Consider the following 26903-nt stretch of genomic DNA (forward strand, 5'->3'; position numbering starts at 1 on the left):
TTTCGGTTTTAAGTAAGGGCTACAAGCGGTTAGAAAAGCTTCAGTTGCGACTTAGGCGTTTTCAATACGGCCTGAGCCTGGGCAATATCTGCTTCCGAAATATCAACGTGGCCAGCCAGCTCGGCCAGCGGCTCCGGCTCGGCGGCCGTTTCGGGGGCATCGGTCCGTGGGAGGGTAGCAGGCCCGCGCTTCTTGGCTACTACCCGGCGTTCGGGCTCGGGACCTTCATCCGTGAGCAGGGTCACTCCGTGCACCTTGAAGTAATTCAGCTTGTTGCCCATGGCCTTCCACCCCTTCACGTCAATGAACTCGTGGAGCAAAATCTTCTCGGTTTCCTTATCGGCCTTTTTGTCGCGCTGCAGCTTTACTTCTACTTGCGGCTCGGGGTTAGCCGTTACCGCAATAAGCTTGGAGCCAGGCGTTTCACTGATAAAGGTGAAGCGCTTTTTGAGCGTTGCTGTCTCGATGGTAAACCGCTTCACGTAGTACAGTTTCGACTCGCCTTCATAGTACACCGCCGTGAGTACCGTGCCGGGCTCCTGCTTGCGCAGCAGCAGCATATTGGCCATGTCGAATTGCAACGACATTTCCGGCGGAACCACCTCGTAGCTGCCGTCTTTGTACACTCGCAGTAAGGTATCCTCTGTATCGAAGGTGCCAAGGTAGCGGCCGTGGCCGGCCGTATTGAGGCGGCCCACCACGCTGTCGAAGAACATTTCCCGGCCACCCAGCGTGGAGTCGCCCAGGCTTTTCTGGGTAATTTTCTTGATGGGCTGCTTCGTGACAATGTTACCCATCGAGCCTTTGCCCTTGATGGCCAGCTCAGCAAAGTCAAAGTCAAACTGCTTTACCCGCGCCGGCGCCTTATCCGACAGCTGCACGCTCACAATCTCGGATTCCGAGTTGGGGTTGGCCGTCAGATACAGCGTTTTGGTGCCTTTCGTGCCTTTCGTTAGGTCGTACACCTTGTCGCGGGTGATGCCCGTTACCAGGAAGCGCTTGGCGAAGCTGATGCCCGAGGCGCCATCCTGATACACCATGTTATACACCAGGCGGTCGTCGTTCTTGTTGTACACGCCCACGTGCAGGATGTCCTTGCCCACAAACGTTTTCTCGGCAATCCGGCTCACAATGAATGTGCCGTCGCGCCGGATGGCAATGATGTCGTCTAGGTCGGAGCAGTCGCAAACTGTTACGGCTTTTTCGTCCTTTTTCAGGCCGTAGCCCACAAAACCATCGGCGTAGTTTACGTACAGCTTCTGGTTGGCTACCGCTACTTTCTGGGCCGTTACTACATCAAAGGTGCGTAGCTGCGTTTTCCGGTCCCGGCTGGCCCCATACTTTTTCAGCAGACCTTCAAAGTAATTGATGGCGTAGCGCGTGAGGTGCAACAGGTGGTCGGCTACTTCTGCCAGCTCGGTTTCCAGGCGCTGAATAAACTCTTCGGCCTTGAAGCCATCAAACTTGCTGATGCGCTTAATCCGGATTTCGGTCAGGCGCGTCAGGTCCTCTTCCGTGATGGCGCGGCGCAATACAATGCGCGTGTCGTTGGCTTTCGGCTTTTCGCCTTCAATGCGCACAAATTTCCGCAGGCCCGCATCAATCGTGTGCAGAATATCTTCCCAGGTTTCGCACTCCTCAATTTTGCGGTAAATGCGGTTCTCGATAAAGATCTTCTCCAGCGAAGCCGAGTGCCACTTTTCCTGGAGCTCATCCTGCCGGATTTCCAGCTCCCGCTCCAGCAGGCGCAGCGTTTTCTGGGTGCTGAGGCGCAACATATCCTCTACGCCCACAAAGCGCGGCTTGTCCTCAATAATGACGCAGGTGTTAGGCGAGATGCTGATTTCGCAATCCGTAAAGGCGTACAGCGCATCCATGGTCAGGTCGGGGCTTACCCCAGTGGGCAAGTGTACCTGAATTTCCACTTCCGCAGCCGTGTTATCAACTACCTTCTTGATCTTGATTTTATTCGCTTCTGAGGCCTTCACGATGCTTTCCATCAGCGCCGTGGTGGTGGTGCCGTACGGAATGTCGCGAATCACGAGCATGGTCTTATCGGCCTTCTCGATGGTAGCGCGCAGCCGGATTTTGGAGCCGCGCAGGCCGCCATTATAGTGCGTAACGTCGCAGAGGCCACCCGTTGGAAAGTCGGGAAAAAGCTGAATCTCGCGGCCGCGAAGCACGTCGATGCTAGCCTTGCACAACTCACGGAAGTTGTGCGGCATAATCTTAGTGCTCAGGCCCACGGCAATACCCTCTACGCCTTGTGCCAGCAGCAGCGGAAACTTTACGGGTAAGGTGGTCGGCTCGCGCTTACGGCCGTCGTAGCTCATTTGCCACTCCGTAATGTCGGGGTTGAACACCACATCAAGCGCAAACTTGCTCAGGCGAGCTTCAATGTAGCGCGGCGCAGCCGCCCCGTCGCCGGTCCGGATATCGCCCCAGTTACCTTGCGTTTCAATCAGCAGATCTTTCTGGCCCAGGTTCACCATGGCGTCGCCAATGGACGCGTCGCCGTGGGGGTGGTACTGCATGGTTTGCCCGATGACGTTGGCCACTTTGTTAAAGCGGCCATCGTCCATTTCCTTCATGGCATGCAGAATCCGGCGTTGTACCGGCTTCAGACCATCCTCAATAGCCGGCACAGCGCGCTCCAGAATTACGTACGAGGCGTAGTCCAGAAACCAGTTCTGGTACATGCCATTCACGGTGGCTACATCATGAATGGTTTCGCCGGGCGCAAATTTGGGCTCCTCTTCCGTTTCTTCCGTAACGGGCTCCGGTTCTGTCTTCGTTTCTACATCAGCCGACGACTCGGCCAGCAGCAACTCGCCGGCTTCACTTACAACAGACTGCACGGCATCCTCGGCCGGAGTATCCGTATCGGCCGGGGTTGCCGGCTCGGCCCCGAACTCAAAGGAGTCGCCGGCGCCAAACAGGTTGGGCTCCTCTTCCGGGTTCAGGTCGTGGGGGTTCGTTTCTTCTGACACAGTAGGGTGTGGCGCTTGCCACGGTTATTGTTCTTGTACCTCTCTCCTGCCTTTGTCGGCTGTTGGCACCTAGTACTTCAAGTTATTTCCAAGTTTCAGAAACACTGATGTACTAGGCCTTCAGGATGCGCAAAGCCGACGAGCAGAAGGTTAAAAAATTACGCCAGGTCGGCTTCGGCTACTTCCTCCACGGGCAACACATCGGAAGTAATCAGATCCTTTTCTAAACGCAGATTGTCGATAATAAACTCCTGACGGGCAGGTGTATTCTTGCCCATGTAGTAGGTAAGCACCTGCTGAATGGAGCGGTCGGACTGCAGAATTACGGGCTCGAGTTTGATATTGTCGCCGATGAATTTACCGAATTCATCGGGTGAAATTTCGCCTAGGCCTTTAAAGCGCGTAATCTCTGGGTTGCGGCCCAACTGGCGCATGGCATCCTGCTTTTCCTGCTCGTTGTAGCAGTAAATAGTGGTCTTCTTGTTGCGGACGCGAAACAGCGGCGTTTCTAGGATAAAGACGTGACCGTTGCGGATCAGATCCGGGAAGAACTGCAGGAAGAAGGTGAGCAACAGCAGCCGGATGTGCATGCCATCCACGTCGGCGTCGGTGGCAATTACTACGCGGTTATAGCGCAGGCCCTCAATGCCTTCCTCAATATTAAGCGCGTGCTGAAGCAGGTTGAACTCCTCGTTTTCATACACAATCTTCTTCTTGAGACCGAAGCAGTTCAGGGGCTTGCCACGCAGCGAGAAAACGGCTTCGGTTTCCACGTTGCGGCTTTTCGTGATGGAGCCCGAGGCAGAATCCCCCTCCGTGATGAAGAGCGTGGTCAGGGCTTCGGCTTCCTGCTTGCCCTCGCCGAAATGGAAGCGGCAGTCGCGGAGCTTGCGGTTGTGCAGGTTAGCTTTTTTGGCGCGCTGGTTGGCCAGCTTTTTCACGCCCGCCATGTCCGTACGCTCCCGCTCGCTCTGGTCGATGCGCTTTTTCAGGGCCTCGGCTACCTGCGGGTTTTTGTGCAGGTAGTTGTCGAGCTGCTCTTTAATAAAGTCCAGCACGAAACCGCGCACCGTGGGCCCATCGGGACCCATGTTGATGGAGCCCAACTTGGTTTTTGTCTGCGACTCGAACACCGGCTCCTGCACCCGCACCGAAATAGCGGCGATGATGGAGGCCCGAATATCGGAGGCTTCGTATTTCTTGTTTTTGTTGGTCTTAGCAAAGAACTCCTGCACCGTCTTCACCACTGCCTCGCGGAAAGCTGCCAGGTGCGTACCGCCCTGGGTAGTGTACTGTCCGTTTACGAAGCTGTAGTACTCCTCGCCGTAGTCATTGCCGTGGGTGAGGGCCAGCTCAATATCGGGGCCTTTGAGGTGAATAATGGGATAGCGAATGCTCTCCGGATCTGCTTTGCGCGCCAGCAAATCCAGCAGGCCGTTCTCTGAGTAGTACTTCTGGCCGTTGAAGTTGATGGTCAGGCCGGCATTCAGGTACACATAGTTCCAGATCTGATTTTCCAGATACTCCGGGATAAAGCGGTAGTTGCGGAAAATCGTATCATCGGGCTGGAACGTCATGAGCGTGCCGTTGCGCTGGCTGGTTTTCACGGGCTTAGCATCACTGGTCAGGATGCCCTGCGAAAACTCGGCGGCCTTCATCAGGCCTTCGCGCACGCTCTGCACTAAAAAGTAATTGCTGAGCGCGTTAACCGCTTTGGTACCTACCCCGTTTAACCCCACAGACTTCTGAAATACCTTGGAGTCGTATTTGCCGCCTGTGTTAATCTTGCTTACTACCTCCACTACTTTCCCCAACGGAATACCCCGGCCATAGTCGCGCACTTGTACCCGGTGGTCGGATATCTTGATATCAATGGTGCGGCCGTGGCCCATGACGTGCTCGTCAATGGAGTTATCAATAACTTCCTTGACCAACACATAAATGCCATCGTCGTAGCTGGAGCCATCGCCAAGCTTACCAATGTACATGCCGGGCCGCAGGCGAATGTGCTCGCGCCAGTCCAGGGAGCGGATACTGTCTTCGTTGTAGCCGTGGTCAGGGGTTGCAGCAGGTATTAATTCGTCAGCCATGAAATCCGGTAATCAAATGTTGAGGTAAAATAACACAGAAAATTGGCCTTTTCCGCGTTTTACTTTCGCTAGCTAAGTTAGCAATTTTTCTTCACCTAACTCGTAGAACTCGCGCTTTGTTCCCGTAAAAAAGGCTAAAAACCTTACCTAGTGTCTTTCCTCTCCCTCTCAAATTCCCAATACTATTAGCAAATGTTTCCTCCTGCTTCTCAACATCACTTACCTCCTTCCGGGCACAAACCCAACCAAATTGTAAAGCAAACTCCTATAATTCAGTTTGCTTTCTTCATGGTGGGTGCCGTGCTTTTGGTGTACTCACTGAAGGAACTCGATGATATTCTGCTTCCGCTGATTTTTTCAGCCGTGTTTACCCTGCTGCTGCTGCCCATATGCCGATGGCTAGAGCTGCGCGGCGTACCGCGCATTCTGGCCATTATTCTGTGCTTGTTGCTGCTGCTGCTGTTTTTTGCCGGTATCATTCTAGGGTTCGGCTCGCAACTGTCTCAGTTTAAAAATGAAATTCCGAAGCTGCAGGACAAAATGATGCAGTCGTTTGTGGAGGTGCAGGAATGGGCCCACCAGAAGTTCGGCTACAAGCCCATGAGCATCGACGACCTGAAGGATTCCACCGTGAAGGCCATTAAGAAATCGGGCGGAACGTACCTGGGTACTACCCTCAACACCACCACAGCAGTACTAAGCAACCTAGTACAGGTTCTGATTTATATTTTCTGCTTGCTGCTGTACCGCGACCATCTACGGCAGTTTATGTTCCGCTTCGTGGCGCCTGACCGGCGCACGGCTGTGCTGCATACCGTTGACAATATCCAGACGGTAGTACAGGCTTACATCTCCGGCCTGTTCAAAGTTATCATCATTGTGGCTGTATTGAATGCCATTGGCCTGCTGGCATTGGGAGTAAAATTTGCCGTCTTCTTCGCCATTTTCGCCTCGGTGCTGGCTGTTATACCCTATATCGGCATCATGATTGGCGCTACCGTGCCGGCCATCATTACGCTGGTAGAAACCGGCTCAGTGGTGCAGGCAGCCCTCGTAATTGGCGTGTTTGTGGTAGTGCAGTTTCTGGAAGGCAACTTCATTACGCCCATGATTACCGGCTCACAGGTGAGCATCAATCCGCTGGCCGCCATTCTGGCGCTTATCCTGGGCAATGAATTATGGGGCACGCCCGGCATGATTCTGAGCATTCCGATTATGGCCGTGGCCAAAGTAATTCTGGACGCGAACAAAATTACCGAGCCCTGGGGGTTCCTGCTCGGTGACACGGCCGAGGGCGAAGACTCTACCAAGCCTGATAATAAGCCACCGGGAGGCCTTAAGGGTCTCTGGCAACGCGCCATCGGGAAGGCGGCATAAGGGTGCAGAAACGCGCAAATGAACAGGCCTACTAGGCAGGCACGCACAACCCAAATCGAGCCGGGAAGCTAAATTTTACACTATTCCTGAGCAACCCCAACCCGCTAGCTCAGGTATACAGCACAGGTTGCCGCTTCTTACAGGCAGCCTTTACTGATCCTAACCACCTAATTCCTTCCGACATGGCAACTATCTCAGGCGATGCCGCCCGCGTTTACAACGACCTAGTAGAAATTAATAAAACCGCTGCAAAAGGCTACCAAGAAGCCGCCGAAGGCGCCAGCAGCGGCGACCTGAAATCTAAGTTCAGTGAGCTCAGCCAGCAGCGGGCCCAGTTTGCTTCGGAGCTCACGCAGCACGCCAAGCAGTTCGGCATTAACCCCGAGCAAGGCAATACAGTAGAAGGCGTGGTAGCAGATGCTGCCGCCGCCGTACACCGTGGCTGGATTAACATCAAATCGGCCATCACGGGCCAGAGCGACTCGGCCATTCTGGGCGAGTGCGAAACCGGCGATGCAGTAGCTTTGACAGCCTACGAAACGGCGCTGAAGTCAAATGAGCTGCCCGCTGAAGCCCGCAACGTAATCCAGAAGCAGCACGGCGAAGTACTGTCGGCTAAAAACTGGGTAACTCAGCAAAAAGGAAACCGCTAGGCTTTCTTAAATCCGAAACTTGAAAAAAGCCCGCCCTTTGTGGTGGGCTTTTTTGTTGTATATCCGTGCTACCCTACTAGGTATTATAGGAGACCAAAGCAATTGCAACCTTCCGGTGGGGTATCTTTGTTACCAATCATCTTAGCAAGACTGCTGTCACGAAGTTACTGCCGCTTTTGTACGCCATCATCGACCTTGAAACCACCGGGGGCCAGCCCGCGCAGGACCGCATCACCGAAATTGCCATTTACATTCACGATGGCGAAAAGGTAGTAGACGAGTTCAGCACCTTGCTGAACCCGGGCCGGCCTATCCCCTTCTTTATCACGCAACTCACGGGCATTACCGATGATATGGTGCGCGACGCGCCCAAGTTTCATGAGGTAGCCCGCCAGATTGTTGAAATAACCGAAGGCTGCGTATTTGTGGCGCACAACGTGCGTTTCGATTACTCCTTTCTTAAGAAGGAGTTTGGCGACCTGGGCTATAACTACTCGCGCAAAACGCTGTGCACAGTGCGCCTGAGTCGCTCCCTGATGCCAGGGCAGCCGAGCTACAGCTTAGGCAAGCTGTGCCAGAACATTGGTATTCCGCTGCATGACCGCCACCGCGCTACCGGCGACGCCGCCGCCACAGCCATTTTGTTTGGGCGCTTGCTAAAAATCAGCCAGCAGCAGGAGGCGCTGACCTCGCCGGGGTTGAGCCCCGCCGAGACCCTAGCAGCTGTAGACGCTAACGCGCCCGCCGGGCAGCGGCCGGTGGCGGCTGGCAAGCAACCCTCGCCCCGGAAAATAAAGGCAGTGCAGGACGCCATCAAAACTGCGCTGCTGCCGCCCAACATCACGCCCGAAAAAGTAGCTAGTTTGCCCCAGGAAGCTGGTGTATACTATTTCCACAATGAGCAGGGCGAGGTAATCTACGTTGGTAAGAGCATCAACATCTACAAGCGTATTCAGCAGCACTTCGCCGTTGATTACAAGTCGCGCAAAAGCATAGAGTTCAAGAACTCGATTTCAGATATTACCTGGGAGCTGACGGGCTCCGAGCTGGTGGCCTTGCTATATGAGTCGCACGAGATAAAACGCCTGAAACCGCTCTACAACCGGCAGCAGCGCCGTTCGGTATTTCCGGCCGGTATCTTCCTGCGCACCGATGAGAACGGCTACAAGCACCTATACTACGGCCGCGCCGATGACCATGCCGAATCGCACCCGCTTATTGCGCTAGGTAACCAATACAAGGCCAAAGGCTTCCTGTTTCATAAAGTAGCCAAGTTCAACCTGTGCCAGAAGCTCTGCGACCTGTATAAAACCCAGGGGCCCTGCTTCGACTATCAGGTGCATCGGTGCAAAGGAGCCTGCATTGGGCTAGAACCTGCCGAGGAATACAACCAGCGCGTAGAGGAAGCCATTGAGTCGTTCACCTACGAGCACGGCTCCTTTGTGGTGATGGGCCAGGGCCGACGCTCCGACGAGAAGAGTATTGTGGTGGTAGAAAATGGCCGCTACTTAGGCTTCGGCTACGTTGATGGCACCTTCACGGCCCGCCGCCTGACCGATTTTCAGGACGTAATTACCCGTTACAACGATAACAAAGATGTGCAGCAAATTATCAGGCAATACCTACGCACCGAGCACAAAGACAAGGTAAAAATCTTTAAGTAGCGCTTGTCACCATCGGCAGTTTACTACCCCTTCTTAGACGGTAAACCGGTTCAGAATATAACGAGGGCTAGTGGATTGCATAGGCTCTGAAAGTACTTCCTTCCCCGCAGTTCGGAACCGGTTCGTAGCATGCAAACGGCAGCGTACGCAGCTGGAATTAACCCAACTGAACACCAGCCATTTATTTGCAATCGGCGAAGAAAGCGCCACCGAGATGCAACAAACTGACTGCAGGGCCGTAGCAGGCTCCACCTATGATTGCGTCAACAGCTCCGCTTACCATTGCCTTTCGCGCCGACCTTCACGTTCTGATTGTTCGGTGGCTGCGGGAGGTTACTACCCCTGAACTCCAGCAAGGCTATCAAGCTGTATTAGCTGCCGCCCAAGAGCATCACGTTTCTCATTGGCTGGTTGATTCCCGCCGGCGCAATCAATCCAATGCCAGTATGGTGGAATGGCTAGACCAGGAGTTTCTGCCTGCTTCCTCCCAGCAGCTCAAGCAAACCGCTCACCTAGCGTGCCTGACGGCCAGCTCATGGCAGCCAGCCGGCACTCCCGCTACCCCGTTGGCAGAGCTGGCGCGGCGCACTAGCCCCTCAGCCGGCCGAGGCTTTGTAGTTCAGCTATTCGGAGATGAAGGAGCTGCTATTAAGTGGTTGAAGGCGCATCAGTAGCTAGTAAAGCTGGCTTATTGTGAGTTCAAGCGCTGCACGTACCTAGTACAACCGATGCCGCAGCAACCATCCGGCACCATCAAACTCCTCAGCGCGGGGCTTGTATTTCTCCACCTGGGTTTTGCCTACCCGCAGCGTATTTCCGTCGCCGCTGTCGTAGATGGTGATGCGGCTGCGGGAGTTAGGTGGCAATGGCTGTACTTCAATCAGGTCCTGCCCCGCTCCATCGAATACGGAAATCTGAAAGCGTGGATTGTGATTTCCACGTAACTCAAAAGCATCGTTTCCTCCTAGCCCAAACAGCTTCACTGACCGGGTTTCGCGGGCGAAAAACGTGCGCTCGTGCAGTAGCTGGCTGCCTTGCGGCGTAAGGTGATACACCTGCACACGCACTTGTTCCGGGCCCGTGGCCTCTACCACAAACCGTTCTGCCTCATCGGTGCCCGGCAGCTCTATGTCACGGGCCAGCAACTCATAGAACTTGGCCGCAACGGCCGGCAGCTGTTCCCGCCGAGCGCGCAGCTTGCGGCTAAAATCAGCGGCCCCCAACTCCTGCACTTCCTTGGGCCACACCTTTAGGGCGCGGTCAATGGTTTCGTTGGATAGCGACGTACGCATGGAGTCTGCAATCTGCTGGAAGTCGGCGCGGGTAAGGTAAGCCAGCAGTATCTTGTCCATGGGCCGAGCAGCGCGGTTTAGCCCCTCCACATCCTGCAGCCGAATTTTTTCGTGAAAGCTCTGGTAGTTGGTTTTAACCCAGCTGATTATGCGTGTCAGTACACCGTCATCGAACTTGAAAAAAGCGTGGTCCCGGTCGCGCGGAATGGCCTGATAGACGGTACCGCTCGCAGTTGGAAAGCCGGCCCAGCGCCACTGGTCTTCGCGCCGGCTCCAGTCGCCCAGCCACATATCAAACAGGCGGCTGCGCAGGTACTGGCGGGCGTTTACTTGAAACAAAGAGCTAGTAACCAGGTTGGTAAATACGCGGCGGGAGCTTTCTACATGAGCTGAGCGGCCGAAGCTGCTGACCTGACTTTGGTCGCCTTCGGGCCGCTCTTCAAACAGATACAGGGCATTACCGAAGCTTTCCCGGAACTCGCCCAGCGCCGGATCATCGGGCAAAAAAACCAGGCGCGGATTGGTGTGGTACACGCCCGCCGCCTTAGCCAACGGGGGCACAATGTAGGCGCCATACGGATGGATAACGCTCGTTTGGTCTTTCATCAGCTTGCCAATAGGGCCTTGCTGCAACCCTTCGGGCAGGGCCTTGGTGGGGTCCTTATCCACGGAGCGCAGCACGTACTGCACGCCTTGGCGGTCAATGAGCCGCAAATTCTTGGTTTGAAAGGAGCCTCCCTCCCGGATGGGCGTCAGCCCCCCGGGCACAGCTGTCCGGAGGTTGAACACCGGCGCCGTAACGGGTACCTTCCACAGACTGCGGTAATGAGTTCCCCAAAAAAAACGGTACACGGGGCCCTTATCGTATTGGGGGCCGGCAGCAACCAGCACCGTTGAATCGGGACGCATGGTGGTCTGTCGGGCCGAAGTAGCCGGTTGGGCCGGGGCCGAGCAGGAAACGCACAGCAGGCCAGCCGCCACACTAACTGCCACACCAGCAGGCGATATTACGCGGGGAAACAGCAGCACAGATATAGATAGGTTACAAGCCAGAATGCCAACCGACATCGGGCAGCCGACCTTATAGCGCAAACCAGGGCCCGGCGGTTGTACAGTTGAGTATCGACTTTTCCTTCTCAATTGCGTTGAAGGAGCCAAGCTGCGCTTATTTGCTCTGGTATGAACCCACGCTACCCCTTCGTTTTTTGCCTACTGACGGCTAGTGCCTGTGGCCGCGAAACCTATTTTCAGCCCGATGCCCGGGTTGATTATGCCACACCTTTGGCACCTTCCGCCGACAGTGCGCGCGTAACGGCGGGCCGCCATTACCGTCGGGGGCCGCTTGGCCGGGCCATACTAGGTCCACATTACCGCCGAACCTGGGCCGAGCCCGTGACTTTGCCGGTTTTTAATGCCCGGAAAGCTATAGCAGGCGGGTTGAAATTTGGGAAAGTAGGCGGCGGGTTTCAAACCACCAGTATTACCATGGATGCCCCCAATGGGCGCAGCTATGCGTTGCGCAGCATTGATAAGGATCCGTACAAAACCCTGCCCAAGGTGCTGCGCCAAGGCTTTGTGCTGACAACGGTGCGAGATGCTACCTCAGCAGGCATGCCCTTTGGGGCGTTTGTAGTGCCTGGGTTAGCGGAAGCAGCCGGCATACCGCACACCACGCCTCGCCCCTTCTACGTCCGGTCCGATGAGAACGGACTAGGCCCTGCTTCGTCCTCGTTTCAGGGCAAAGTGGTGATGTTGGAAGAAAAGTTTGAGGGCAAGGAAAACATTGCCGGTCCGGTGGCTGGCGCCCAAGACCTAGAAGAATCGGATGACGTGTTGGAGCAGCTGTACACTAGGCCCACGCACCAACTCGATGGGGAGGCCTTTTTGCGTGCCCGCTTACTTGATATCTGGCTGGGCGACTGGGACCGGCACGAAGGCCAGTGGAGCTGGGCCTCCTACCCGCAACCCGATGGCCGGGTGCTCTGGAAACCCGTTCCGCAAGACCGCGACCAGGTATTTTTCCGGTTCGGCGATGGGGCGCTGTCGTGGCTGGTGAGCAAGCTAGTAAGCAAGTTCCGCACCTTTGGCCCCGAGTTTGAAAGCATAGAGGGTTACACGCGCAACGCCGCGTTTATCGATGAGCGGGCCTTGGCTGCAGTGCCTCGCACATTGTATTTGCGCACCGCTCAGGAGCTGCAAACGCGCCTTACTGATGCCGTAATTGAACAAGCAGTGCGAAAAGGGCTGCCGCCGGAAGTGTTTCGGCTGGAAGGCTCACGCATGATTGCCAGCCTGAAAGCCAGACGGGCAGCACTGCCCAAAGCCGCCGCCAAATTTTATGCCCTCCGCTCCCACCAGGTGGTAGTAGCCGGCACTGACCAGGACGAAGAATTTGAAGTGCAGCGCCTCAACGACACGGCTACCGTTGTCTCCGTCTATTCACCATCAGAAAACAAACCGCGACGCCTGCTTTATCAGCGCACGTTCCACCCCAAGGATACCCGCACGGTGGTGCTACATGGCCTCCGGGGCAAGGATACGTTTTCCGTATCCGGAAACGTGAGTCGCTCACCATTTATTGATATCTATGGCGGTCCTGGTGAGGATGTGGTGCGCGACTCTTCTCGTGTAGCCGGGCTCAGCAAACGAACCCGCTTCTTTGACTCGCGCCGCAACAACGTGCTAGAACCTGGCCCCGAAACTAAAAACCGCACCGACCACAGCGTAAAGTCCCACGCCTTCGACCGCGACGGATCCGGCCGCTAAACAGAAGCGAGGGTGCTGCCTTTTCCCTAACTAGTTAGTAGGAAAAAGGCAGCACCCTCGCTTTTTACTTTTTGCTTCTAGCCAACGAGCTACTTCTTGGCTTCTAGTTCCTGCAACATCTCCAGCACCATGTGCTCAGTGGGTGTGAGCAGGTCGTTTTCGTTTGGGTCGGCATCGTGGCGCCGCAGGTAGTTGATTAGCTGATCGGAATTAAACAGCTCCACCACCTGCGGATGGACGTAGTATTTCGAGCAGACCGAAGGCGTATTGCCCAGGTTTTCGGCTACATCTTTCAGCGCCCGTTTCAGGCTTTTGGGCTTGGGGAACTCGGTGTCCTCATCCAGCACCCGCTCCAGAGCTTCCACCATTTTCACGGTCCCGCCCCAAGTTCTGAAATCCTTGGCCGAAAGCTTCATGCCCGTAACCTCCTGCAGGTACTCGTTCACGTCGCCAGATTCCAGCTCTTCGCGGTGGCCATTGGGGGCATAGTACTGGAACAGGTGTTGCCCCGGAATTTCTTTGCACTTCTGCACCAGGCGGGCCAGTTTGCGGTCCTGAATGGTCAGGTCATGCGCTACCCCCTTTTTGCCCACAAAGCTAAACCGTACCTCAGCACCGCTTACTTGCACGTGCTTGTCGCGGAGGGTGGTAAGCCCATAGGTTTTGTTTTTGCGGGCGTACTCCTTGTTACCAACCCGCATAAACGACTGGTCCATGAGCACCAGCACCAGAGCAATAACCTTACGCTTGTCTAGCTTGGGGCGAGCCAGGTCGGTGTACATCTGCTGCCGCAGAGTGGCCAACTGCTCCCCGAACGCCAGCAGTCGACTGAATTTGGTAAGCGCGCGCGCTTCGTCCCAGGTGGCGTGGTAGAGGTACTGCTTGCGGCCCTTAGCGTCGCGGCCCGTAACCTGCAGGTGCGAGTTTGGCGACGGGGAAATCCAAACTTCCGTCCAGGCCGGCGGAATCACGAAGCCCTGAATGCGGGCCAGCGTTTTTTCATCCACCGGTTCGCCCTTCGGCGTGAGGTAGTGAAAATCGCCGGTAGCGGTTGCCTCGCGGGTTATGCCGGGCTTGGTATCGGAGAGGTAGCGCAAGCCGGCCAGTTCGGCCTGGCGGGCAGGGTCTTTGTAGAGCAGATGCGCCTCTTCCAGGGGCTCCAGCTTCTTTTTGCGGGTTTTTGGGCGGGCGGCGGTTTCGGAAGTCGACATCAGGTGAAAAGCAAAAAAGCCCGCCCGTCGGAAGTGACACGCGGGCTACTCTCTACGCAAAACCCAACAATTAGATAGTAACCCGCCACCACTGACCGATGCCGCCTCAACCACCAGCCCGCCTTAGCCTTGCGCTACCGCTACCCTTAGCGCAGTTCAGTTCCCGCAATACCCTAGGATCTGGTTTGGCGCAAAACCGCCGCAGTTGCTCGGGCAGCCATCAGCCAATATTATGTGCGGCGGCATACAGGCGCTGGCTTTTTTCCGATTGACGCTCTGATACCTACCCCTGCTTCACCTCCAAACCCCAGGCTGGGCAGCAACACGAACCGGAAGGCTTTCGTTAGGAGGCTGCTGGTTCTGGCACCGTTTTTTCTAGCAGGCTGGCATTGCTCTTCCTTCCTTACCACTTTATTTCCGCGTTTTATGCGTCGTTTGTTTCTCAAACCCTGGCTGTTGTTCGGCCTTGTAGTTTCCTTGGGCACGGCTTCTTCCTGCTCGAAAGATGGCGACGGGGTGCTGCTTTTCTCCGTTGAAGATGATAAGGCCCTCGGCGAAAAAGTAGCCGACCAAACCGACTCCACGTTCCGCGCCAAAGGCCAACTAGTAGAGCCCGGCAGCAATCCGCGTGCCTATGCCGCCCTGGGCCGCATTGTTACCCGCGTGCTTAACAACGGCAAGCTGCAATACCGCAATGAGTTTCCGTGGGATGTAAAAATTATCAAAGACGACCAGACCCAAAACGCGTTTGCCACCCCCGGCGGCCACATTTACGTGTATTCGGGCCTGATTAAGTACCTCGATAATGAAACCCAGCTGGCCGGTGTGCTAGGCCACGAAATTGCCCATGCCGACCGCCGCCACACGTCTCGCCAGCTCCAGAACCAGTATGGTATTAGTGTGCTCCTGAGCTTGCTGCTGGGCGAAAACCAGAACACGCTGGTAGATGTAGCCTCTAGCCTGGGCCAGCTGAAATTCAGCCGCGACTACGAAACGGAGGCCGATGCGTATTCAGTAGAGTACCTCAACGGCACCAACCTCTACGCCTGTGATGGCGCAGCAGGCTTCTTCATTAAAGCCCAAGCCGAAGGCCAGAGCGGCACGCCGGAATTCCTGAGCACGCACCCCGACCCTGGTTCACGCATCCAGAACATCCAAACCAAAGCCGATGAGCTGAAGTGCCGCAACCGCTCGGCTTCCTCTACTGATTTCAATGAGCTGAAAAGCGCTTTGTAATTCTGCTAGCACTTGTTTTTAGTGAAAGCTCCTGACGTTGGTCGGGAGCTTTTTTTGTGCCTACCACCGCTTCTCCGGATGGCGAAACGCAACACTAGCCCTAGTGGTGTGCGTAGGCGTATATTCTGCCAATCTGCTTTTCTCCCCATTTCCTTCATGGCTTCCTTACTCGATACCCTAAGCGGCTGGGCCGAACGCGCCGATGAGGCGTTCACCAAAACCCGCGCTCGGCTGGGCATGCTCCATCCTATCCAGATTATTTCGTACCGCAGCTACGGCACCCCGAGCCGCCTGTACGTGAAAGGGCGCCTGCTCACGGACAAGGGCATCAGTGAGCCAGATCCGGCCGACTCCCGCTGGAACAATCTGCTGAATATGTACCGCCGCTTTGATAGCAACGAAATCAGTGGCGCGCAGCTGAGTGTGCTTCCAGCCGATGGCACCGACCACACGGTTGTAACCGATGAGGAAGGCTACTTCACGCTGAACCTGGAACCCAAGGCCCTGCCCGAGCCGGTTGATTATCTGTGGTACCCCGTGGAAGTGCTTCTGCGCAAAGCTCCCGAGCCTTTCCCTACCCCCACTAATGGCCTGAACACCCGGTCAATGGTGCTCATTCCGCCCGCCGATGCAGAATATGGCATTATCTCTGACCTCGACGACACGGTCATCCAGACCTCGGCTACTGACTTGCTGCGCATGGCGCGCACGGTATTGCTGCGCAATGCCCGCTCCCGTTTGCCCTTTAAGGGCGTGGCCGAGTTTTACCGCCAACTGCAGTTAGGCCGCAATGGCAAGCGCAACAACCCTTTCTTTTACGTCAGTAGCTCACCCTGGAACCTATATGATCTGCTCGAGGACTTTCTGCAGCTGAATGATATTCCGCCCGGCCCGCTGCTGCTGCGCGATATGGCCCTCAAGCGCAAGCAAAGTACCGACATATCGGAGCACCACGGCCATAAGCTGAAGGAAATCGATAACCTGCTGCTGACTTACCCTACGCTCCCGTTCGTGCTCATTGGCGACTCAGGCCAAGAAGACGCCAATATATACCGTGAGGTGGTGCGCAAACACCCTGGCCGCGTGCTCGCCATCTACATCCGCGACGTGAACCTTCCTGACCGCGCGGCGCTGGTAGAAAAGGTTTCGGAGGAACTGCGCGAGCACAAGGTGGAAATGGTATTGGTACAGGACACGGTACAGGCCGCCGAGCATGCCATAGGTACGGGCCTCATTTTCCAGGAAGCCTTGCAGGCAGTGGAGCAAGAAAAGCAAAAAGACGAAGCTGCCGCCGATGACTCTGAGCTGGATGGCGAAGGCAGCGGCGAGCCCGTTATGAAGTAACCCCTGATTACACCATGCGGCGCTGGCGGCAGGTTTACGGGCTTTTAATACCTAGTCGGTACTAGGCCTTGAGAGCAGCCAAACCCGCCGCCGGCGCCGCACGGTGTGGTTGTAGCAGTTGGGTTTAGCTCGAATGGTCGGCTACTACCACCCACTGTCCATTGATGCGGCGGAACACCAACAGAAAATGTCCTTGCAAGTCGCCTTGCGCGGGGCGGGCTAGGTGCCAGCGCCCTACCACCTGCGCGGCATCGGGGCTGAGCGGCTGAATGCGGAGGCCCGAGAAATCGAGCTGGCCCATAGCCTCGGGGCTCGGGTAACTTTTCCGGTAATTATCAAGGGTGCGCTGCCAGCCATAGGTAAGGCCGCTTTTCCCAATAAATACCAAGGAATCGTTTTGCCAGTAGCCTTGCATGAAGCCAGCTACATCGCCCCGGTTCCAGGCAGCGGTCTGGATTTGGAGCACTTGGGCAATATCGCGCCGAGCTGTGGCACCGTTGGTGGTACTAACCGAGCTAGTAGGTGCGCAAGCAGGCAGCAACAGTGGAGCCGCGAGCAGCAGAACAGAACGTTTCATGGTAGGAAGATAGAACATCAGTGGAATGCCGTTGGCGTTAGTGGTCCATCAGTGCTTTCACATAGGCTGTACCGCCCAGCCGCCGCATGTTGCGCAACACGCGCTGCTGCTTGGCCCGGGCCTGCGGACCCGGGTTTGCCGCCCGAAACCTCAATGGATTTGGAAGTACGCCTGCCAGAAGAGCCGCCTCCGGAGGCGTCAGCTTGCGGGCTGACTTATGAAAGTACTGCTGAGACGCTGCCTCGGCCCCGAAAATACAATCGCCCATTTCGGCCACGTTCAAGTACATTTCCATAATGCGGCGCTTATCCCAGAGCAGCTCAATGAGCAGCGTAAAGTAAGCTTCGGCGGCTTTGCGCACGTAGCTGCGGCCGTGCCACAGAAACACGTTTTTGGCTACCTGCTGCGTAATAGTGCTGCCACCACGCAGTTGCTTGCCCCCACTCATGTTAGATTTGGCCGCTTGTAGCAGCGCATCGCCATCAAATCCGTGGTGCGTCAGGAAGCGCTGGTCTTCGGCAGCCACCAGGGCCAGGGGCAAGTGCGGCGATACCTCTTCTAGCGTTTTAAAGCTGTAGTTAATCTGGCGGTCTTCTTCCCGAATGCCATGATAGCCTTTGCCCACAGGCGCATGTGCGCGCCGGTCCAGCATTAGCCAGGTAGCAGGTGGACTTACCCAACGGTACACTAGCACCCAGGCTACTGACGTCAGGAATAATGCGGCCACCACTTGCAGGGCCACCCGGCCTACTTGCCGGGCTGTTTGCCTGTAATCCTTCACGAAACCAAAAAACAAAGCTTGAATCAGATGCGAAAGCCCACAGCTTCCGGGCGAAAGTAGCGCATTTTAAGGCACAGGCCCGATTTTGCGTTGCAATAAGAATACATTTTCCGGTAAACGTGGTTAAGTAGGTATGACTCGAATGCTGGCCCTGTTTCCGCTCAATCTCGTGGTTTTTCCTGGCGAAAAGCTGAATCTGCACATCTTTGAGCCGCGCTACCGCCAACTCGTTCACGACTGTCTGCAGGAAAATATTTCCTTCGGTATTCCGCCCTACATCAATAACGGCGTAAGCACGTTGGGCACCGAAATGCGGCTGATAAGTGTGGTCAATAATTATCCCAACGGGGAAATGGACATCAAGACGCGAGCCGTGGGGTTGTTCCGCATTGAAGAGTTTTACCGGGAGGCCCCGGGCAAGCTGTATGCGGGCGCCGAAGTGGAAAGCGTGGCTGATGACAACACCCCCGACCCAGCACTACGCACGCGTATTCACGCGCTGGTTCAGGAGCTATACGAGTTGCTGGGGCTGCGACGGTTGCTGCTAGAGCTAGCGCCCGATTTTCGGGTGTATGACATTGCCCATCACGTGGGCATGAGCACGGAGCAGGAGTTTCAGTTACTGGAAGCTGCCACGGAGCAGGAACGGCAGCAGCTGATTCTGGACCACCTGCTGCACGTGTTGCCGGTGTTGCAGGAAACTGAGAAGCTGAAAGAACGAGTGCGCCTGAACGGCCATTTCAAAAACCTTACGCCGCCCGCCTTTTAAGCACCCTACCACGGTAGGCAAGCATTTGCCGTTGCACGCTCTCGCTGTTTTCGGCAACGGAAGCCATTTCCACGTATACCTGCCTACACTTTCCGTATTGCTGTGCCCGATTTAACTACTCTGTACTATGCGTTCTGGATCCTTGTTGGGTTGATGACGGCCTGGCTGCTGCGTAGGTACTACCTCGAGCGGCAATACCGGCGGCTGCCGTACGTGGCCCCAGCGCACAACGATTGGGAAAGGCACCTACCACCATCCGGCCGTCCGACACACCGGGTGGCGCTCCTCGGCGACCCCGGCTCGGTGGCCACTGACGGCACGGACCCCATCTTGCGCTTACTGGAAGACTGGCAGCAGGAAACCGGACCCGATGGCACCATCGTCATTCTCGGCGACAACGTGTACCCCACTGGGTTGCCTGCCCCTGACCACCTAGGCCGGGCCGCAGCCGAAGCACGGCTGTCGGCGCTGCTGGATAGCCTGCGGCCTTTCCGGGGCCGGGTAGTAATGCTTAGCGGCAACCACGACTGGAATAAAGGACGCCCCGATGGCTGGGAATACCTGCGCCGCCAGGAAGCGTATGTGCACCAGCACCTGCCAGCTACGCACTACCTTCCCCCCGACGGCCAACCCGGCCCCGTTGTGTTGCAGCTCACCGAAGGCCTAGTGCTGGTGGTGCTCAATACGCAATGGTGGGTACAGCAGGGCCCACGGCCCGCCTCCGATACCAAGGAGCCATTCCGCCAGCTCCAGCAGATTCTAGCGGCAAACCAGCACCAGCAGGTTATTGTGGCCGGGCACCACCCGTTGTATTCTAATGCCTTGCACGGTGGCAAATTCACGGCCAAGCAGCATGTGTTTCCCTTGACTACGGTGTACAAGCAAGCATACGTGCCGCTGCCGCTCATTGGCTCGTTGCTGCCGCTGTACCGCAAGCTAGTGGGCGCGGCCGAGGATATGGCGCATCCGCGCTACCGCAAAATGCGCCGGCGGCTACTGCGGGTGCTGCATCAGTTTCCCAACGTTATTTACGCCGCCGGCCACGACCACAACCTGCAGTATTTTCAGCAGCACGGCGGGCATTACCTAGTGAGCGGCTCGGGCAGTAAAACGGCTTTTGTGCAGAAAGGCGGCCAAGCCACTTTCGTGCACGAGCATAAGGGCTTCTTTAGCCTCGACTTTTATGTCCCCCATGAAACTTGGCTGCGCACCCTGGAGCCCGACCAAACGAGTGAGGTTTTTCGACTTCGCCTGACGCCTGCCCCAGTGGTATCGCCGCCACTTGTGCCATTGCCGCTCGAGCAAATAGCCCAAAGCGTAAAACCTGTTTAGGAGGTTTGGACACTTTTGGGGGCTAGTAAGCGTAAGCTGGCCGGCATGATGGATACTTCTACTGGAGAAGGTAGATAGTGCGGTTCACCGTCAATCTGCACTAGTACCAGTTCTTGCCCTTGCACGCTGATGCGGGCCCTGCGGCAGCTTAGGCGTCGGGTGTAGTCAGAAGCATCAAAGCCGCTGGTGTAGAGCCGGTAAAGCAACCCCGGGGCTGCGGCATTGGGGAAAGGCTCAATTAAGCAGATTTCAAACTGACCATCGTCCAGCTGGCTGTCGGGGTTGATGATGACGTTGCTGCCGAAAGTGCTGGCATTGGCTATAGTGAGCATAAACGCTGGTCCTTCCCACGCTTCTTGGTCGGTTTCAATGCGGTAGCTGGCTGGCTTATAGTTGGCATACTCCTGGGTGGCAATTCGGATGTACGCTCCCGGCCCGCGGATGTCGCCTTCGTTAAAGCGCTCCACTATCAGCGCATTGAAACCCAGATCAGCTAAGTGCGCCGAGAATTTTCCTCCAATCTGCAGGGTGTCCACGGTCCGCAGGGTGTGTTCCCAGGTTAGGCGTAGCGCTTCCGGAACATCCTGCGGAATGCCCAGGTCCTTGGAGAGGCCATTGCCCGAGCCCAGCGGCAGAATTCCTAGGGGCACTTCGCTGCCGACCAAGGCCTCCGCTACCAAGCTCACGGTTCCGTCGCCACCGGCCGCAAATACCGCGTCGTAGGGAGTATCGGTGAGGTGGGCGCGCAGCTTAGCCAGGTCGTCGGTGCCATCGGTATGGAAGAAGGCAGCCGTCCGGCCCCTCTCCTGGCAGTAGCGGGTAATGGAAGTTTCCAGCTCGCTCTTGTCGATGTCACCGGAAATGGGGTTCAGTACAAACAAAAGCTGCCGGAGCAGTACAGACGTCATGGGCAGGTTGCTGTTGAATGTGCGAAGTACTAGGTTGCCGGCGTGCTGCAACGGCAACCCAGACAAAAAAATATAGCCGACTTAAAGTCGGCTATACGAAGATGTATCAGAACAGGCCACCTAGGGCTTGAGGTTGGCGGGCAGCCCTTGCGGAAAGTCTTCGGCAATGTCGCGCTGCAACTCCTCAATCCGGTTGCCAGGGTTAGGGTGCGTGCTCAGGAATTCCGGAGGTTTGCTGCCGGTATTTTCCCGGTCCAGAATCTCCATAACCTGAATCATGGAGCGAGGGTCGTAGCCGGCTGCAGGCGTGAAGTCTACTGCCAGGCGGTCGGCTTCCAGCTCATCTTCGCGGCCATAGCGCAGCGTGAGGAGCTTGCCTACCATGGCGGCGGCGGCAGCGCTAGCCATCGTAGCCGGCCGATCCGGGTCATAAAGGCCAATTGCAGCAGCGCCCGTCAGGCCCTGCGTCAGGCGCGACTTGGCAATTTGCTCAGCTGAGTGGCGGCCTACTACGTGGCCGATTTCGTGGGCAAGTACGCCGGCCACTTGGCCTTCGGTTTTCAGGTTTTTCAGCAAGCCAGCCGTAATAAATACCTGGCCGCCGGGCAGAGCAAAGGCGTTGATGGTGTTTTCATCGGCCAGCAAGTGAAACTGAAATTTATAAGGTGACTGGCTTACTTTGGTGCTGCGCACAATCTGCTGGCCAATGCGCTCCACGGCTGCTCCGGCCTGCTTATCCGGATGGATGCCGCCGTATTGCTGGGCCATTTCGGGGGCGGCCTGCAAGCCCAGCGCTATTTCTTGGTCAGCCGACATATCAACGTGCTGAACTTCGCCGGTTACTTCGTTTTTCTGGGTGTTGCAGTAGTATGGAATGAAGGCAAAGGCCGCCATCACCAAGGCAATGATGTATCGGAGGTTTCCTCGCATGACTGGGGTAGGGAAAGGGAGATGAAAAGGGCAAAATGTGGCCTCAGTGGCTCTAGCGCTTGTAACGCGAAGACTCAACCAGGGTTGCCTGCCTCCGCGGAACCCAAATTCCCTTGGTGCACGTATCAAGCCCAATCCCAACCGAGCCCCAGACCCGGACTCTCTCCTCAACCGTAATTTTCCATTGTCATGAATCAGAAACGCACATTCGGAAGCATCCTAACCATTCTGGGTATCATTGGCATCATAGCTGGTGCTCTGGGCTTCCTGCAGATTGGCGGACTTGGCCTCAGCAAGATGAATTCACTAGTGCCCTTCTTCGTTGGCCTGATCTTCTTCTTTGCTGGCATCAACCTGGTAAAAACCACCAGCGACCGGGCTTAACGCCCTTCAGCTCCCTAGTAAAAGTCACGCCCACCAACCGAGCTGCTCGGGGTGGGCGTGGCTTTTTTGGTAGTGCTACTGGCTTAGCTGCTCCGTACTAGCCCTTTACTTTGGGCAAAGGCCAGCAAAGCTGGGTCGCGGCTGAGTAAGTCTGATTGATAGGCAACAGTAGCTGGCCCATTGGCAAACAGCACGGTTCCGCCTTTTATAGCCCGGATGATGGTTGAGCTTTGCGCGAGGGGTAGTGCAGGGCAACCCTGGCTGCGACCCAGCCGGCCATGCTGCTGAATAAAGTTCTGGCTTACGTAGTCGGCGCCGTGTACCACCACGGCCCGGCTTAGGGCATTGGTGTTATAGCCGGCATCTACCCCGTGCAGTTTCAGTGAAAGGCCATGCTTCCCCTGGTAGGTAGCCCCGGTCACGTAAAATCCCAAGCTGCTCATCTCCGACCCCTCCCGGTTGGAAAACGAGGTAGCAAATTCGTTTCCAGTGTTTTTGCCGTGGGCTACTAATGTGTGGTGCAGCAGGCGGCCACTAGCTACATTCAGTACCCAAAGCCGCTTCTGGGTGCTGGATCGGCTGAAATCGACGATAGTAAGCGTCTGGGTTTGGCTGCTCACTCTGCCACGCTGCTGCAGGCTGTAGAAGCCCAGCAACGCCTTACGGTACACCTGCAGCGGCAAACCCGAGGCTGTGAGACCAGCCTGCGCATAGGTCAGGGCCACGTGCTGCTCGAAAGCGGCTGTGTACAGAGCGCGTTCCGTAAGGCTTAGCAACACAGGGGCAGGAGGGGAGCCGGCGGCAGCCTCAGCAGGAAGAAATCCTGTAAACACGCTAAAAAGCAACGCGGCTGCGAGAGTCGTTACGTTCGTCATCAGCTAAACAAGTCGGGGCGATTTAGGGTAGTACTGGTGGCAATAACTCTGCCAAGGCCAGTCAAAAATAGTACTTTTGCTTCAACTACTCTTGGGGTACTTAACTTTTCATCCTTGCAAACCGTTCCTCTCTCCCTCCTGAAATTCTCGCTTTGTGCTAGCCTGGCCTTGGCTTTGGGAGGCTGCGGCCACTCGCTTACTTCCCTACCCGGCTTTGACTCTGAGGTATGGCGCTCTGATCCGTATGGCTGCCAGAACCGGCGCCTAACCTTGTTACCCGTTCTGGAAAAACACCGCCAGGAGCTGTACGGAGCCCGTATCAATGATATTACGAAACTAATGGGCCACCCGGATGAGGAAGAACTGGGTGAGCAGAGCGATAAGGTGTATATCTACTATGTGGCGTCCGGTATGCAGTGCGTAGCAGGGCATCCGCGTTCAGCCCGCTACCGGGTAACCCTGCGCAGTGGCGCAACGGGTACAGTCACGGAGGTAATTTTGCCTGTGATAGATAAATAGAATTTATCTAGTGTTTAATACAGTAATTACTTGTCGGCGCTTCGGGCTTAGGCCACATTTTGCTGGCAGATGTACCTGCTTGACAATAAAAAAGGCCGACCCAGTAGCTGGGTCGGCCTTTTTACTAGGTTGGGTCTTGGGTACTACCCTAGCCCTCCCTCATTGCCATCAGTGGGCACGGGTACTACCTCGCGCTTTTGCTCGTCTCGCAGCAAACTTAGCTGCGAAGGGGTCAGGATGCGGCTGCACTCCTGCTCATATTGTGCTTCCAGTTCGGCCAGTTTAGCGCTACGCAGGCTTGGGTTGTCATAAAATTCCCACTGAATTTCATCAGCGCGGGCAATTTTAATTTTATTGACGGCCCGCAGCTGAATGTATTGCGCCTCGTTCAGCCGTAGCTGCTTGTTCATCATCCGAGTCACTTCCTCTACCCGCGCATGGGTAGGGTCTCCGTAACCAGGACGTTCTGAGTACCGATCCTTCATTTGGGCAAGCGCAGAAGAGCTGAAACCGGCCAACAGTAAGAGGGTAAAAATCAACGTTTTCATACAAAAAGAACCAAAGGCGTACTTGTCCTAAGTGTTAGGAGCTAGTAGGGATTAAACCTTTATGGAAGGCAAATAATTCCTTTAAACTCCACTACTATTTGTACAAATATATATGGCAAGAATCATAGATGCAATAGGGTTTAATTTTATTTGTTAAATTTTATATAGAAATAGTTATGTATATTTCTTATAACTATTCCAGTAGATAGGCTACAAAAAAAGCCGGCTGGAAAGGCCGGCTTTTTCAGAAGGAAGGATGCTATTGTTATTCCACTCCCGTCATGGGTTTGTGGTCGGGACTCTTGTAGTACTGCATAGCTATCAGCGAAATGATAACGCCGGACATAGCGCCTTGCAGGATGATGGCCAAAAAGGCAATAGTAACGGACAGATCAAACCCAAACAGGTCAGCGGCCCGGATGCCATCCATAATGTGTCGGTTTATGACGCCAGCATATAAAATAAAGAAGAAGGCAAATACAACAGATGCCACAATAGCCGTGATAATACCCGTACCAAACCCATGTAAATACGGCATACGGTCGTTGCGGTAGCGCTTATAATTTACGATGGCCATGCAGACACCCACGGCCAGGATAACTGCATTCAGGAAGCTGAACTCAATGCGCTCAGCTAACCCGAAAAGAGAAGCTACTATGAAGTACACTATCATTCCTACGGCCGTGAACAGACCATATCGAATACCATTTGTTTCAGGCGTAATCCGTGATGCAGCCATAAATAGAGACTCTGCTTAAATGTGAGGGAGAAAACCAAAAGGCCATCGTTAGCCGGGAACTACGTAGGGAGTGGCATCTGTTTCAGGTGCGCTACTGCCTTATGCCCAACCGTAACCTGTGTTTTTTATACCGTATTGTCGGGCAGGTTGTTGTGGTTTTGCGAAGCTTTTTTTTAACAACGGGCACATCCGGCTCCGGATATTCCGGCAGGCCGAGGCATTTTGCCTATTTTTGTGCGCCACAGCCTTCTGTTAGGGCCATTTCTGAGTTTCTCCGCACTTTTTTGATATGATCAGCACCTCCAACGTAAGCCTGCGCTACGGCAAGCGCATTTTGTTTGAAGACGTTACCATCAAATTCATGCCCGGCAACGTGTATGGCCTCATTGGGGCCAACGGGGCAGGTAAGTCCACCTTCTTGAAGATTCTTTCGGGTGAGATTGAGCCCAATACCGGCTCGGTGGATATGCCCAAAGGCGCCCGCCTTTCGGTGCTGAAGCAGGACCAATTTGCGGCTGATGCCTTCCCGGTACTTCAGACCGTAATTATGGGCCATACGCGCCTGTGGAAGGTAATGGAGGAAAAAGACGCGCTTTACGCTAAAGCCGATTTCTCGGATGAAGATGGCGAGCGGGCCGCGGCGCTGGAGGGTGAGTTTGCTGATCTGGAAGGCTGGAACGCCGAGTACGAAGCTGCTGAACTGCTCTCTGGCCTGGGCATTGCCGAGGACAAGCACAACACCCTGATGGGCGACCTGGGTACCTCCGACAAAGTACGTGTGCTGCTCGCTCAGGCACTATTCGGTAACCCCGATGTACTGCTGCTGGACGAACCAACCAACGGCCTCGACGCCGAAACGGTACTGTGGCTTGAGAACTTTCTCGACTCATTCCAGAATACGGTTATTGTGGTAAGCCACGACCGTCACTTCCTGGATGCGGTGTGTAACTACATGGCTGACTTGGACTTCTCGAAAATCACGATGTACCCAGGCAACTACTCCTTCTGGTACGAGTCGTCGCAGCTGGCTTTGCGCCAGCGCCAGGAGGTGAACAAAAAGACCGAGGATAAGCGCAAAGAACTGGAAGAATTTGTTCGTCGCTTCTCGGCCAACGCCTCCAAATCCAAGCAGGCTACGTCGCGCCAGAAGCTGCTCCAAAAGCTCACGCTAGAAGAAATCAAGCCAAGCTCGCGCAAGTACCCCTACATCGCCTTCAAGCCAGAGCGCGAGGCAGGCAACCAGCTCCTGACCGTCGAGAACCTGAGCAAATCAGTAGATGGGCACACGGTATTCCGCAACGTTTCCTTTGCCCTCGATAAGAAGGATAAGGTAGCCATCATCAGCCGCGACGACCGGGCTGCCTCCCTCCTATTTGATATTCTGTTCAACGAGACCAAGGCAGATACCGGGGATTTCAAGTGGGGCACGACCATCACGCCCAGCTACTTCCCGAAGGAAAACACCGAGTTCTTCGACACGGACCTGAACCTAGTGGATTGGCTCCGGCAGTATAGCACCGAAAAAGACGAGTCGTTTATTCGGGGTTTCCTGGGCCGTATGCTGTTCTCAGGCGAAGAGTCGCAGAAGAAGTCGAACGTACTGAGCGGAGGTGAGAAAGTGCGCTGCATGCTCTCGAAGATGATGATGGAAGGCGGCAACGTGCTCGTGCTGAATGACCCCACTAACCACCTGGATTTGGAAAGCATCACGGCCCTGAACAACTCCCTGCAGGAATTCAATGGCACGCTGCTGTTTGCCTCCCACGACTTACAGGTAGTGGAAACCGTAGCCAACCGCATTATCGAGCTTACGCCCGACGGTATTATTGACCGCCGCATGAGCTACGAAGAGTATCTGGCTGACGAAAACATTAAGGCTCAGCGCCAACGCATGTATCAGTTGGTCTCATAATCACGT

General features: G+C 55.5%; 23 protein-coding genes. 12 read left to right on the forward strand and 11 right to left on the reverse strand.

From position 1 onward, the window contains the following. Positions 1 to 29: 29 nt before the first annotated feature. Both ACYVHC_RS01510 and ACYVHC_RS01515 read right to left on the reverse strand, forming a co-directional pair. On the reverse strand, positions 30 to 2726 hold the full coding sequence (locus ACYVHC_RS01510; protein ID WP_460613119.1) for a DNA gyrase/topoisomerase IV subunit A: 2697 nt from the start codon (positions 2724 to 2726) through the stop codon (positions 30 to 32). Positions 2727 to 3148: 422 nt separating this feature from the next. Beyond that, a complete protein-coding gene (locus ACYVHC_RS01515; protein WP_460611890.1) occupies positions 3149 to 5080 on the reverse strand; it encodes a DNA topoisomerase IV subunit B in 1932 nt (643 codons plus the stop codon). Between the two features lie 192 nt (positions 5081 to 5272). Between ACYVHC_RS01515 and ACYVHC_RS01520 the strand changes: the two genes are divergently transcribed. The 4 genes from ACYVHC_RS01520 to ACYVHC_RS01535 all read left to right on the forward strand — a co-directional run bounded on the left by ACYVHC_RS01520 (position 5273) and on the right by ACYVHC_RS01535 (position 9448). Next, on the forward strand, positions 5273 to 6457 hold the full coding sequence (locus ACYVHC_RS01520; protein WP_460611891.1) for an AI-2E family transporter: 1185 nt from the start codon (positions 5273 to 5275) through the stop codon (positions 6455 to 6457). A gap of 182 nt (positions 6458 to 6639) precedes the next feature. Further along, positions 6640 to 7110: a ferritin family protein gene (locus ACYVHC_RS01525; protein ID WP_460611892.1), complete on the forward strand. Its 471-nt coding sequence runs from the start codon at positions 6640 to 6642 to the stop codon at positions 7108 to 7110. A 176-nt stretch (positions 7111 to 7286) separates the two neighbouring features. After that, positions 7287 to 8774, forward strand: a complete 1488-nt coding sequence (locus tag ACYVHC_RS01530; RefSeq protein ID WP_460611893.1) for an exonuclease domain-containing protein — start codon at positions 7287 to 7289, stop codon at positions 8772 to 8774. Positions 8775 to 9028: 254 nt separating this feature from the next. Beyond that, positions 9029 to 9448, forward strand: coding sequence for an STAS/SEC14 domain-containing protein (locus ACYVHC_RS01535; RefSeq protein ID WP_460611894.1), 420 nt, complete (start codon positions 9029 to 9031; stop codon positions 9446 to 9448). 42 nt (positions 9449 to 9490) lie between these two features. Here ACYVHC_RS01535 and ACYVHC_RS01540 read toward each other — a convergent pair whose 3' ends face one another. Continuing rightward, positions 9491 to 11095: a hypothetical protein gene (locus ACYVHC_RS01540; protein WP_460611895.1), complete on the reverse strand. Its 1605-nt coding sequence runs from the start codon at positions 11093 to 11095 to the stop codon at positions 9491 to 9493. 150 nt (positions 11096 to 11245) lie between these two features. Here ACYVHC_RS01540 and ACYVHC_RS01545 point away from each other — a divergent pair, with 150 nt between their 5' ends. After that, complete coding sequence (locus tag ACYVHC_RS01545) at positions 11246 to 12832, forward strand: hypothetical protein (RefSeq protein ID WP_460611896.1); 1587 nt, start codon at positions 11246 to 11248, stop codon at positions 12830 to 12832. Positions 12833 to 12921: 89 nt separating this feature from the next. On the opposite strand, the gene ACYVHC_RS01550 is transcribed toward ACYVHC_RS01545, so the two are convergent. Next, the gene (locus ACYVHC_RS01550) at positions 12922 to 14043 is read right to left on the reverse strand and encodes a DNA topoisomerase IB (RefSeq protein WP_460611897.1); all 1122 of its coding nucleotides are present in this window, start codon (positions 14041 to 14043) and stop codon (positions 12922 to 12924) included. A gap of 426 nt (positions 14044 to 14469) precedes the next feature. Here ACYVHC_RS01550 and ACYVHC_RS01555 point away from each other — a divergent pair, with 426 nt between their 5' ends. Both ACYVHC_RS01555 and ACYVHC_RS01560 read left to right on the forward strand, forming a co-directional pair. Then, on the forward strand, positions 14470 to 15279 hold the full coding sequence (locus tag ACYVHC_RS01555) for a M48 family metalloprotease (protein WP_460611898.1): 810 nt from the start codon (positions 14470 to 14472) through the stop codon (positions 15277 to 15279). Positions 15280 to 15435: 156 nt separating this feature from the next. Beyond that, complete coding sequence (locus tag ACYVHC_RS01560) at positions 15436 to 16623, forward strand: App1 family protein (protein ID WP_460611899.1); 1188 nt, start codon at positions 15436 to 15438, stop codon at positions 16621 to 16623. Positions 16624 to 16747: 124 nt separating this feature from the next. Here ACYVHC_RS01560 and ACYVHC_RS01565 read toward each other — a convergent pair whose 3' ends face one another. Both ACYVHC_RS01565 and mtgA read right to left on the reverse strand, forming a co-directional pair. Next, positions 16748 to 17200, reverse strand: a complete 453-nt coding sequence (locus ACYVHC_RS01565; protein ID WP_460611900.1) for a YybH family protein — start codon at positions 17198 to 17200, stop codon at positions 16748 to 16750. A 37-nt stretch (positions 17201 to 17237) separates the two neighbouring features. Further along, entirely contained in the window at positions 17238 to 17981 is a 744-nt protein-coding gene (mtgA, locus tag ACYVHC_RS01570; RefSeq protein WP_460611901.1) for a monofunctional biosynthetic peptidoglycan transglycosylase, read from the reverse strand. Positions 17982 to 18114: 133 nt separating this feature from the next. Here mtgA and ACYVHC_RS01575 point away from each other — a divergent pair, with 133 nt between their 5' ends. Then, positions 18115 to 18750 carry an LON peptidase substrate-binding domain-containing protein gene (locus tag ACYVHC_RS01575; protein WP_460611902.1) on the forward strand — a complete coding sequence of 212 codons (636 nt, stop codon included), beginning with the start codon at positions 18115 to 18117 and terminating at the stop codon, positions 18748 to 18750. A gap of 102 nt (positions 18751 to 18852) precedes the next feature. After that, the gene (locus ACYVHC_RS01580; RefSeq protein WP_460611903.1) at positions 18853 to 20082 is read left to right on the forward strand and encodes a metallophosphoesterase; all 1230 of its coding nucleotides are present in this window, start codon (positions 18853 to 18855) and stop codon (positions 20080 to 20082) included. Here ACYVHC_RS01580 and ACYVHC_RS01585 read toward each other — a convergent pair. Both ACYVHC_RS01585 and ACYVHC_RS01590 read right to left on the reverse strand, forming a co-directional pair. Further along, on the reverse strand, positions 20079 to 20990 hold the full coding sequence (locus tag ACYVHC_RS01585) for a diacylglycerol/lipid kinase family protein (RefSeq protein ID WP_460611904.1): 912 nt from the start codon (positions 20988 to 20990) through the stop codon (positions 20079 to 20081). The two genes, ACYVHC_RS01580 and ACYVHC_RS01585, sit on opposite strands and share 4 nt — an antisense overlap. Before the next feature lie 120 nt (positions 20991 to 21110). Then, positions 21111 to 21920, reverse strand: coding sequence for a M48 family metalloprotease (locus ACYVHC_RS01590; RefSeq protein WP_460611905.1), 810 nt, complete (start codon positions 21918 to 21920; stop codon positions 21111 to 21113). 189 nt (positions 21921 to 22109) lie between these two features. Between ACYVHC_RS01590 and ACYVHC_RS01595 the strand changes: the two genes are divergently transcribed. Then, complete coding sequence (locus ACYVHC_RS01595) at positions 22110 to 22304, forward strand: hypothetical protein (RefSeq protein ID WP_188558592.1); 195 nt, start codon at positions 22110 to 22112, stop codon at positions 22302 to 22304. A gap of 83 nt (positions 22305 to 22387) precedes the next feature. On the opposite strand, the gene ACYVHC_RS01600 is transcribed toward ACYVHC_RS01595, so the two are convergent. Continuing rightward, positions 22388 to 23179 (reverse strand): murein L,D-transpeptidase catalytic domain family protein, encoded by a 792-nt coding sequence (locus ACYVHC_RS01600; protein ID WP_460611906.1) that lies wholly within the window; start codon positions 23177 to 23179, stop codon positions 22388 to 22390. A gap of 114 nt (positions 23180 to 23293) precedes the next feature. Here ACYVHC_RS01600 and ACYVHC_RS01605 point away from each other — a divergent pair, with 114 nt between their 5' ends. Continuing rightward, entirely contained in the window at positions 23294 to 23698 is a 405-nt protein-coding gene (locus ACYVHC_RS01605; protein ID WP_460611907.1) for a hypothetical protein, read from the forward strand. A gap of 143 nt (positions 23699 to 23841) precedes the next feature. Here ACYVHC_RS01605 and ACYVHC_RS01610 read toward each other — a convergent pair whose 3' ends face one another. Next, the gene (locus tag ACYVHC_RS01610; protein ID WP_460611908.1) at positions 23842 to 24246 is read right to left on the reverse strand and encodes a hypothetical protein; all 405 of its coding nucleotides are present in this window, start codon (positions 24244 to 24246) and stop codon (positions 23842 to 23844) included. A 265-nt stretch (positions 24247 to 24511) separates the two neighbouring features. Next, positions 24512 to 24985 carry a DUF4199 domain-containing protein gene (locus ACYVHC_RS01615; RefSeq protein WP_460611909.1) on the reverse strand — a complete coding sequence of 158 codons (474 nt, stop codon included), beginning with the start codon at positions 24983 to 24985 and terminating at the stop codon, positions 24512 to 24514. 289 nt (positions 24986 to 25274) lie between these two features. On the opposite strand from ACYVHC_RS01615, the gene ACYVHC_RS01620 reads away from it, so the two are divergent. Further along, a complete protein-coding gene (locus ACYVHC_RS01620; protein ID WP_460611910.1) occupies positions 25275 to 26897 on the forward strand; it encodes an ABC-F family ATP-binding cassette domain-containing protein in 1623 nt (540 codons plus the stop codon). The last annotated feature ends 6 nt before the right edge of the window (positions 26898 to 26903 follow it).

This window comes from Hymenobacter seoulensis (assembly GCF_054780535.1).

Excerpts from the sequence above, each read along its gene's own strand:
- ACYVHC_RS01535 (WP_460611894.1), top strand. The coding sequence starts at position 9,029 with ATGATTGCGTCAACAGCTCCGCTTACCATTGCCTTTCGCGCCGACCTT.
- ACYVHC_RS01585 (WP_460611904.1), bottom strand. The coding sequence starts at position 20,990 with ATGACGTCTGTACTGCTCCGGCAGCTTTTGTTTGTACTGAACCCCATT.
- ACYVHC_RS01600 (WP_460611906.1), bottom strand. The coding sequence starts at position 23,179 with ATGACGAACGTAACGACTCTCGCAGCCGCGTTGCTTTTTAGCGTGTTT.
- ACYVHC_RS01550 (WP_460611897.1), bottom strand. The coding sequence starts at position 14,043 with ATGTCGACTTCCGAAACCGCCGCCCGCCCAAAAACCCGCAAAAAGAAG.
- ACYVHC_RS01545 (WP_460611896.1), top strand. The coding sequence starts at position 11,246 with ATGAACCCACGCTACCCCTTCGTTTTTTGCCTACTGACGGCTAGTGCC.
- ACYVHC_RS01620 (WP_460611910.1), top strand. The coding sequence starts at position 25,275 with ATGATCAGCACCTCCAACGTAAGCCTGCGCTACGGCAAGCGCATTTTG.
- ACYVHC_RS01560 (WP_460611899.1), top strand. The coding sequence starts at position 15,436 with ATGGCTTCCTTACTCGATACCCTAAGCGGCTGGGCCGAACGCGCCGAT.
- ACYVHC_RS01615 (WP_460611909.1), bottom strand. The coding sequence starts at position 24,985 with ATGGCTGCATCACGGATTACGCCTGAAACAAATGGTATTCGATATGGT.
- ACYVHC_RS01590 (WP_460611905.1), bottom strand. The coding sequence starts at position 21,920 with ATGCGAGGAAACCTCCGATACATCATTGCCTTGGTGATGGCGGCCTTT.
- ACYVHC_RS01515 (WP_460611890.1), bottom strand. The coding sequence starts at position 5,080 with ATGGCTGACGAATTAATACCTGCTGCAACCCCTGACCACGGCTACAAC.
- ACYVHC_RS01610 (WP_460611908.1), bottom strand. The coding sequence starts at position 24,246 with ATGAAAACGTTGATTTTTACCCTCTTACTGTTGGCCGGTTTCAGCTCT.
- ACYVHC_RS01565 (WP_460611900.1), bottom strand. The coding sequence starts at position 17,200 with ATGAAACGTTCTGTTCTGCTGCTCGCGGCTCCACTGTTGCTGCCTGCT.
- ACYVHC_RS01595 (WP_188558592.1), top strand. The coding sequence starts at position 22,110 with ATGAATCAGAAACGCACATTCGGAAGCATCCTAACCATTCTGGGTATC.
- ACYVHC_RS01555 (WP_460611898.1), top strand. The coding sequence starts at position 14,470 with ATGCGTCGTTTGTTTCTCAAACCCTGGCTGTTGTTCGGCCTTGTAGTT.
- ACYVHC_RS01575 (WP_460611902.1), top strand. The coding sequence starts at position 18,115 with ATGACTCGAATGCTGGCCCTGTTTCCGCTCAATCTCGTGGTTTTTCCT.
- ACYVHC_RS01520 (WP_460611891.1), top strand. The coding sequence starts at position 5,273 with ATGTTTCCTCCTGCTTCTCAACATCACTTACCTCCTTCCGGGCACAAA.
- ACYVHC_RS01525 (WP_460611892.1), top strand. The coding sequence starts at position 6,640 with ATGGCAACTATCTCAGGCGATGCCGCCCGCGTTTACAACGACCTAGTA.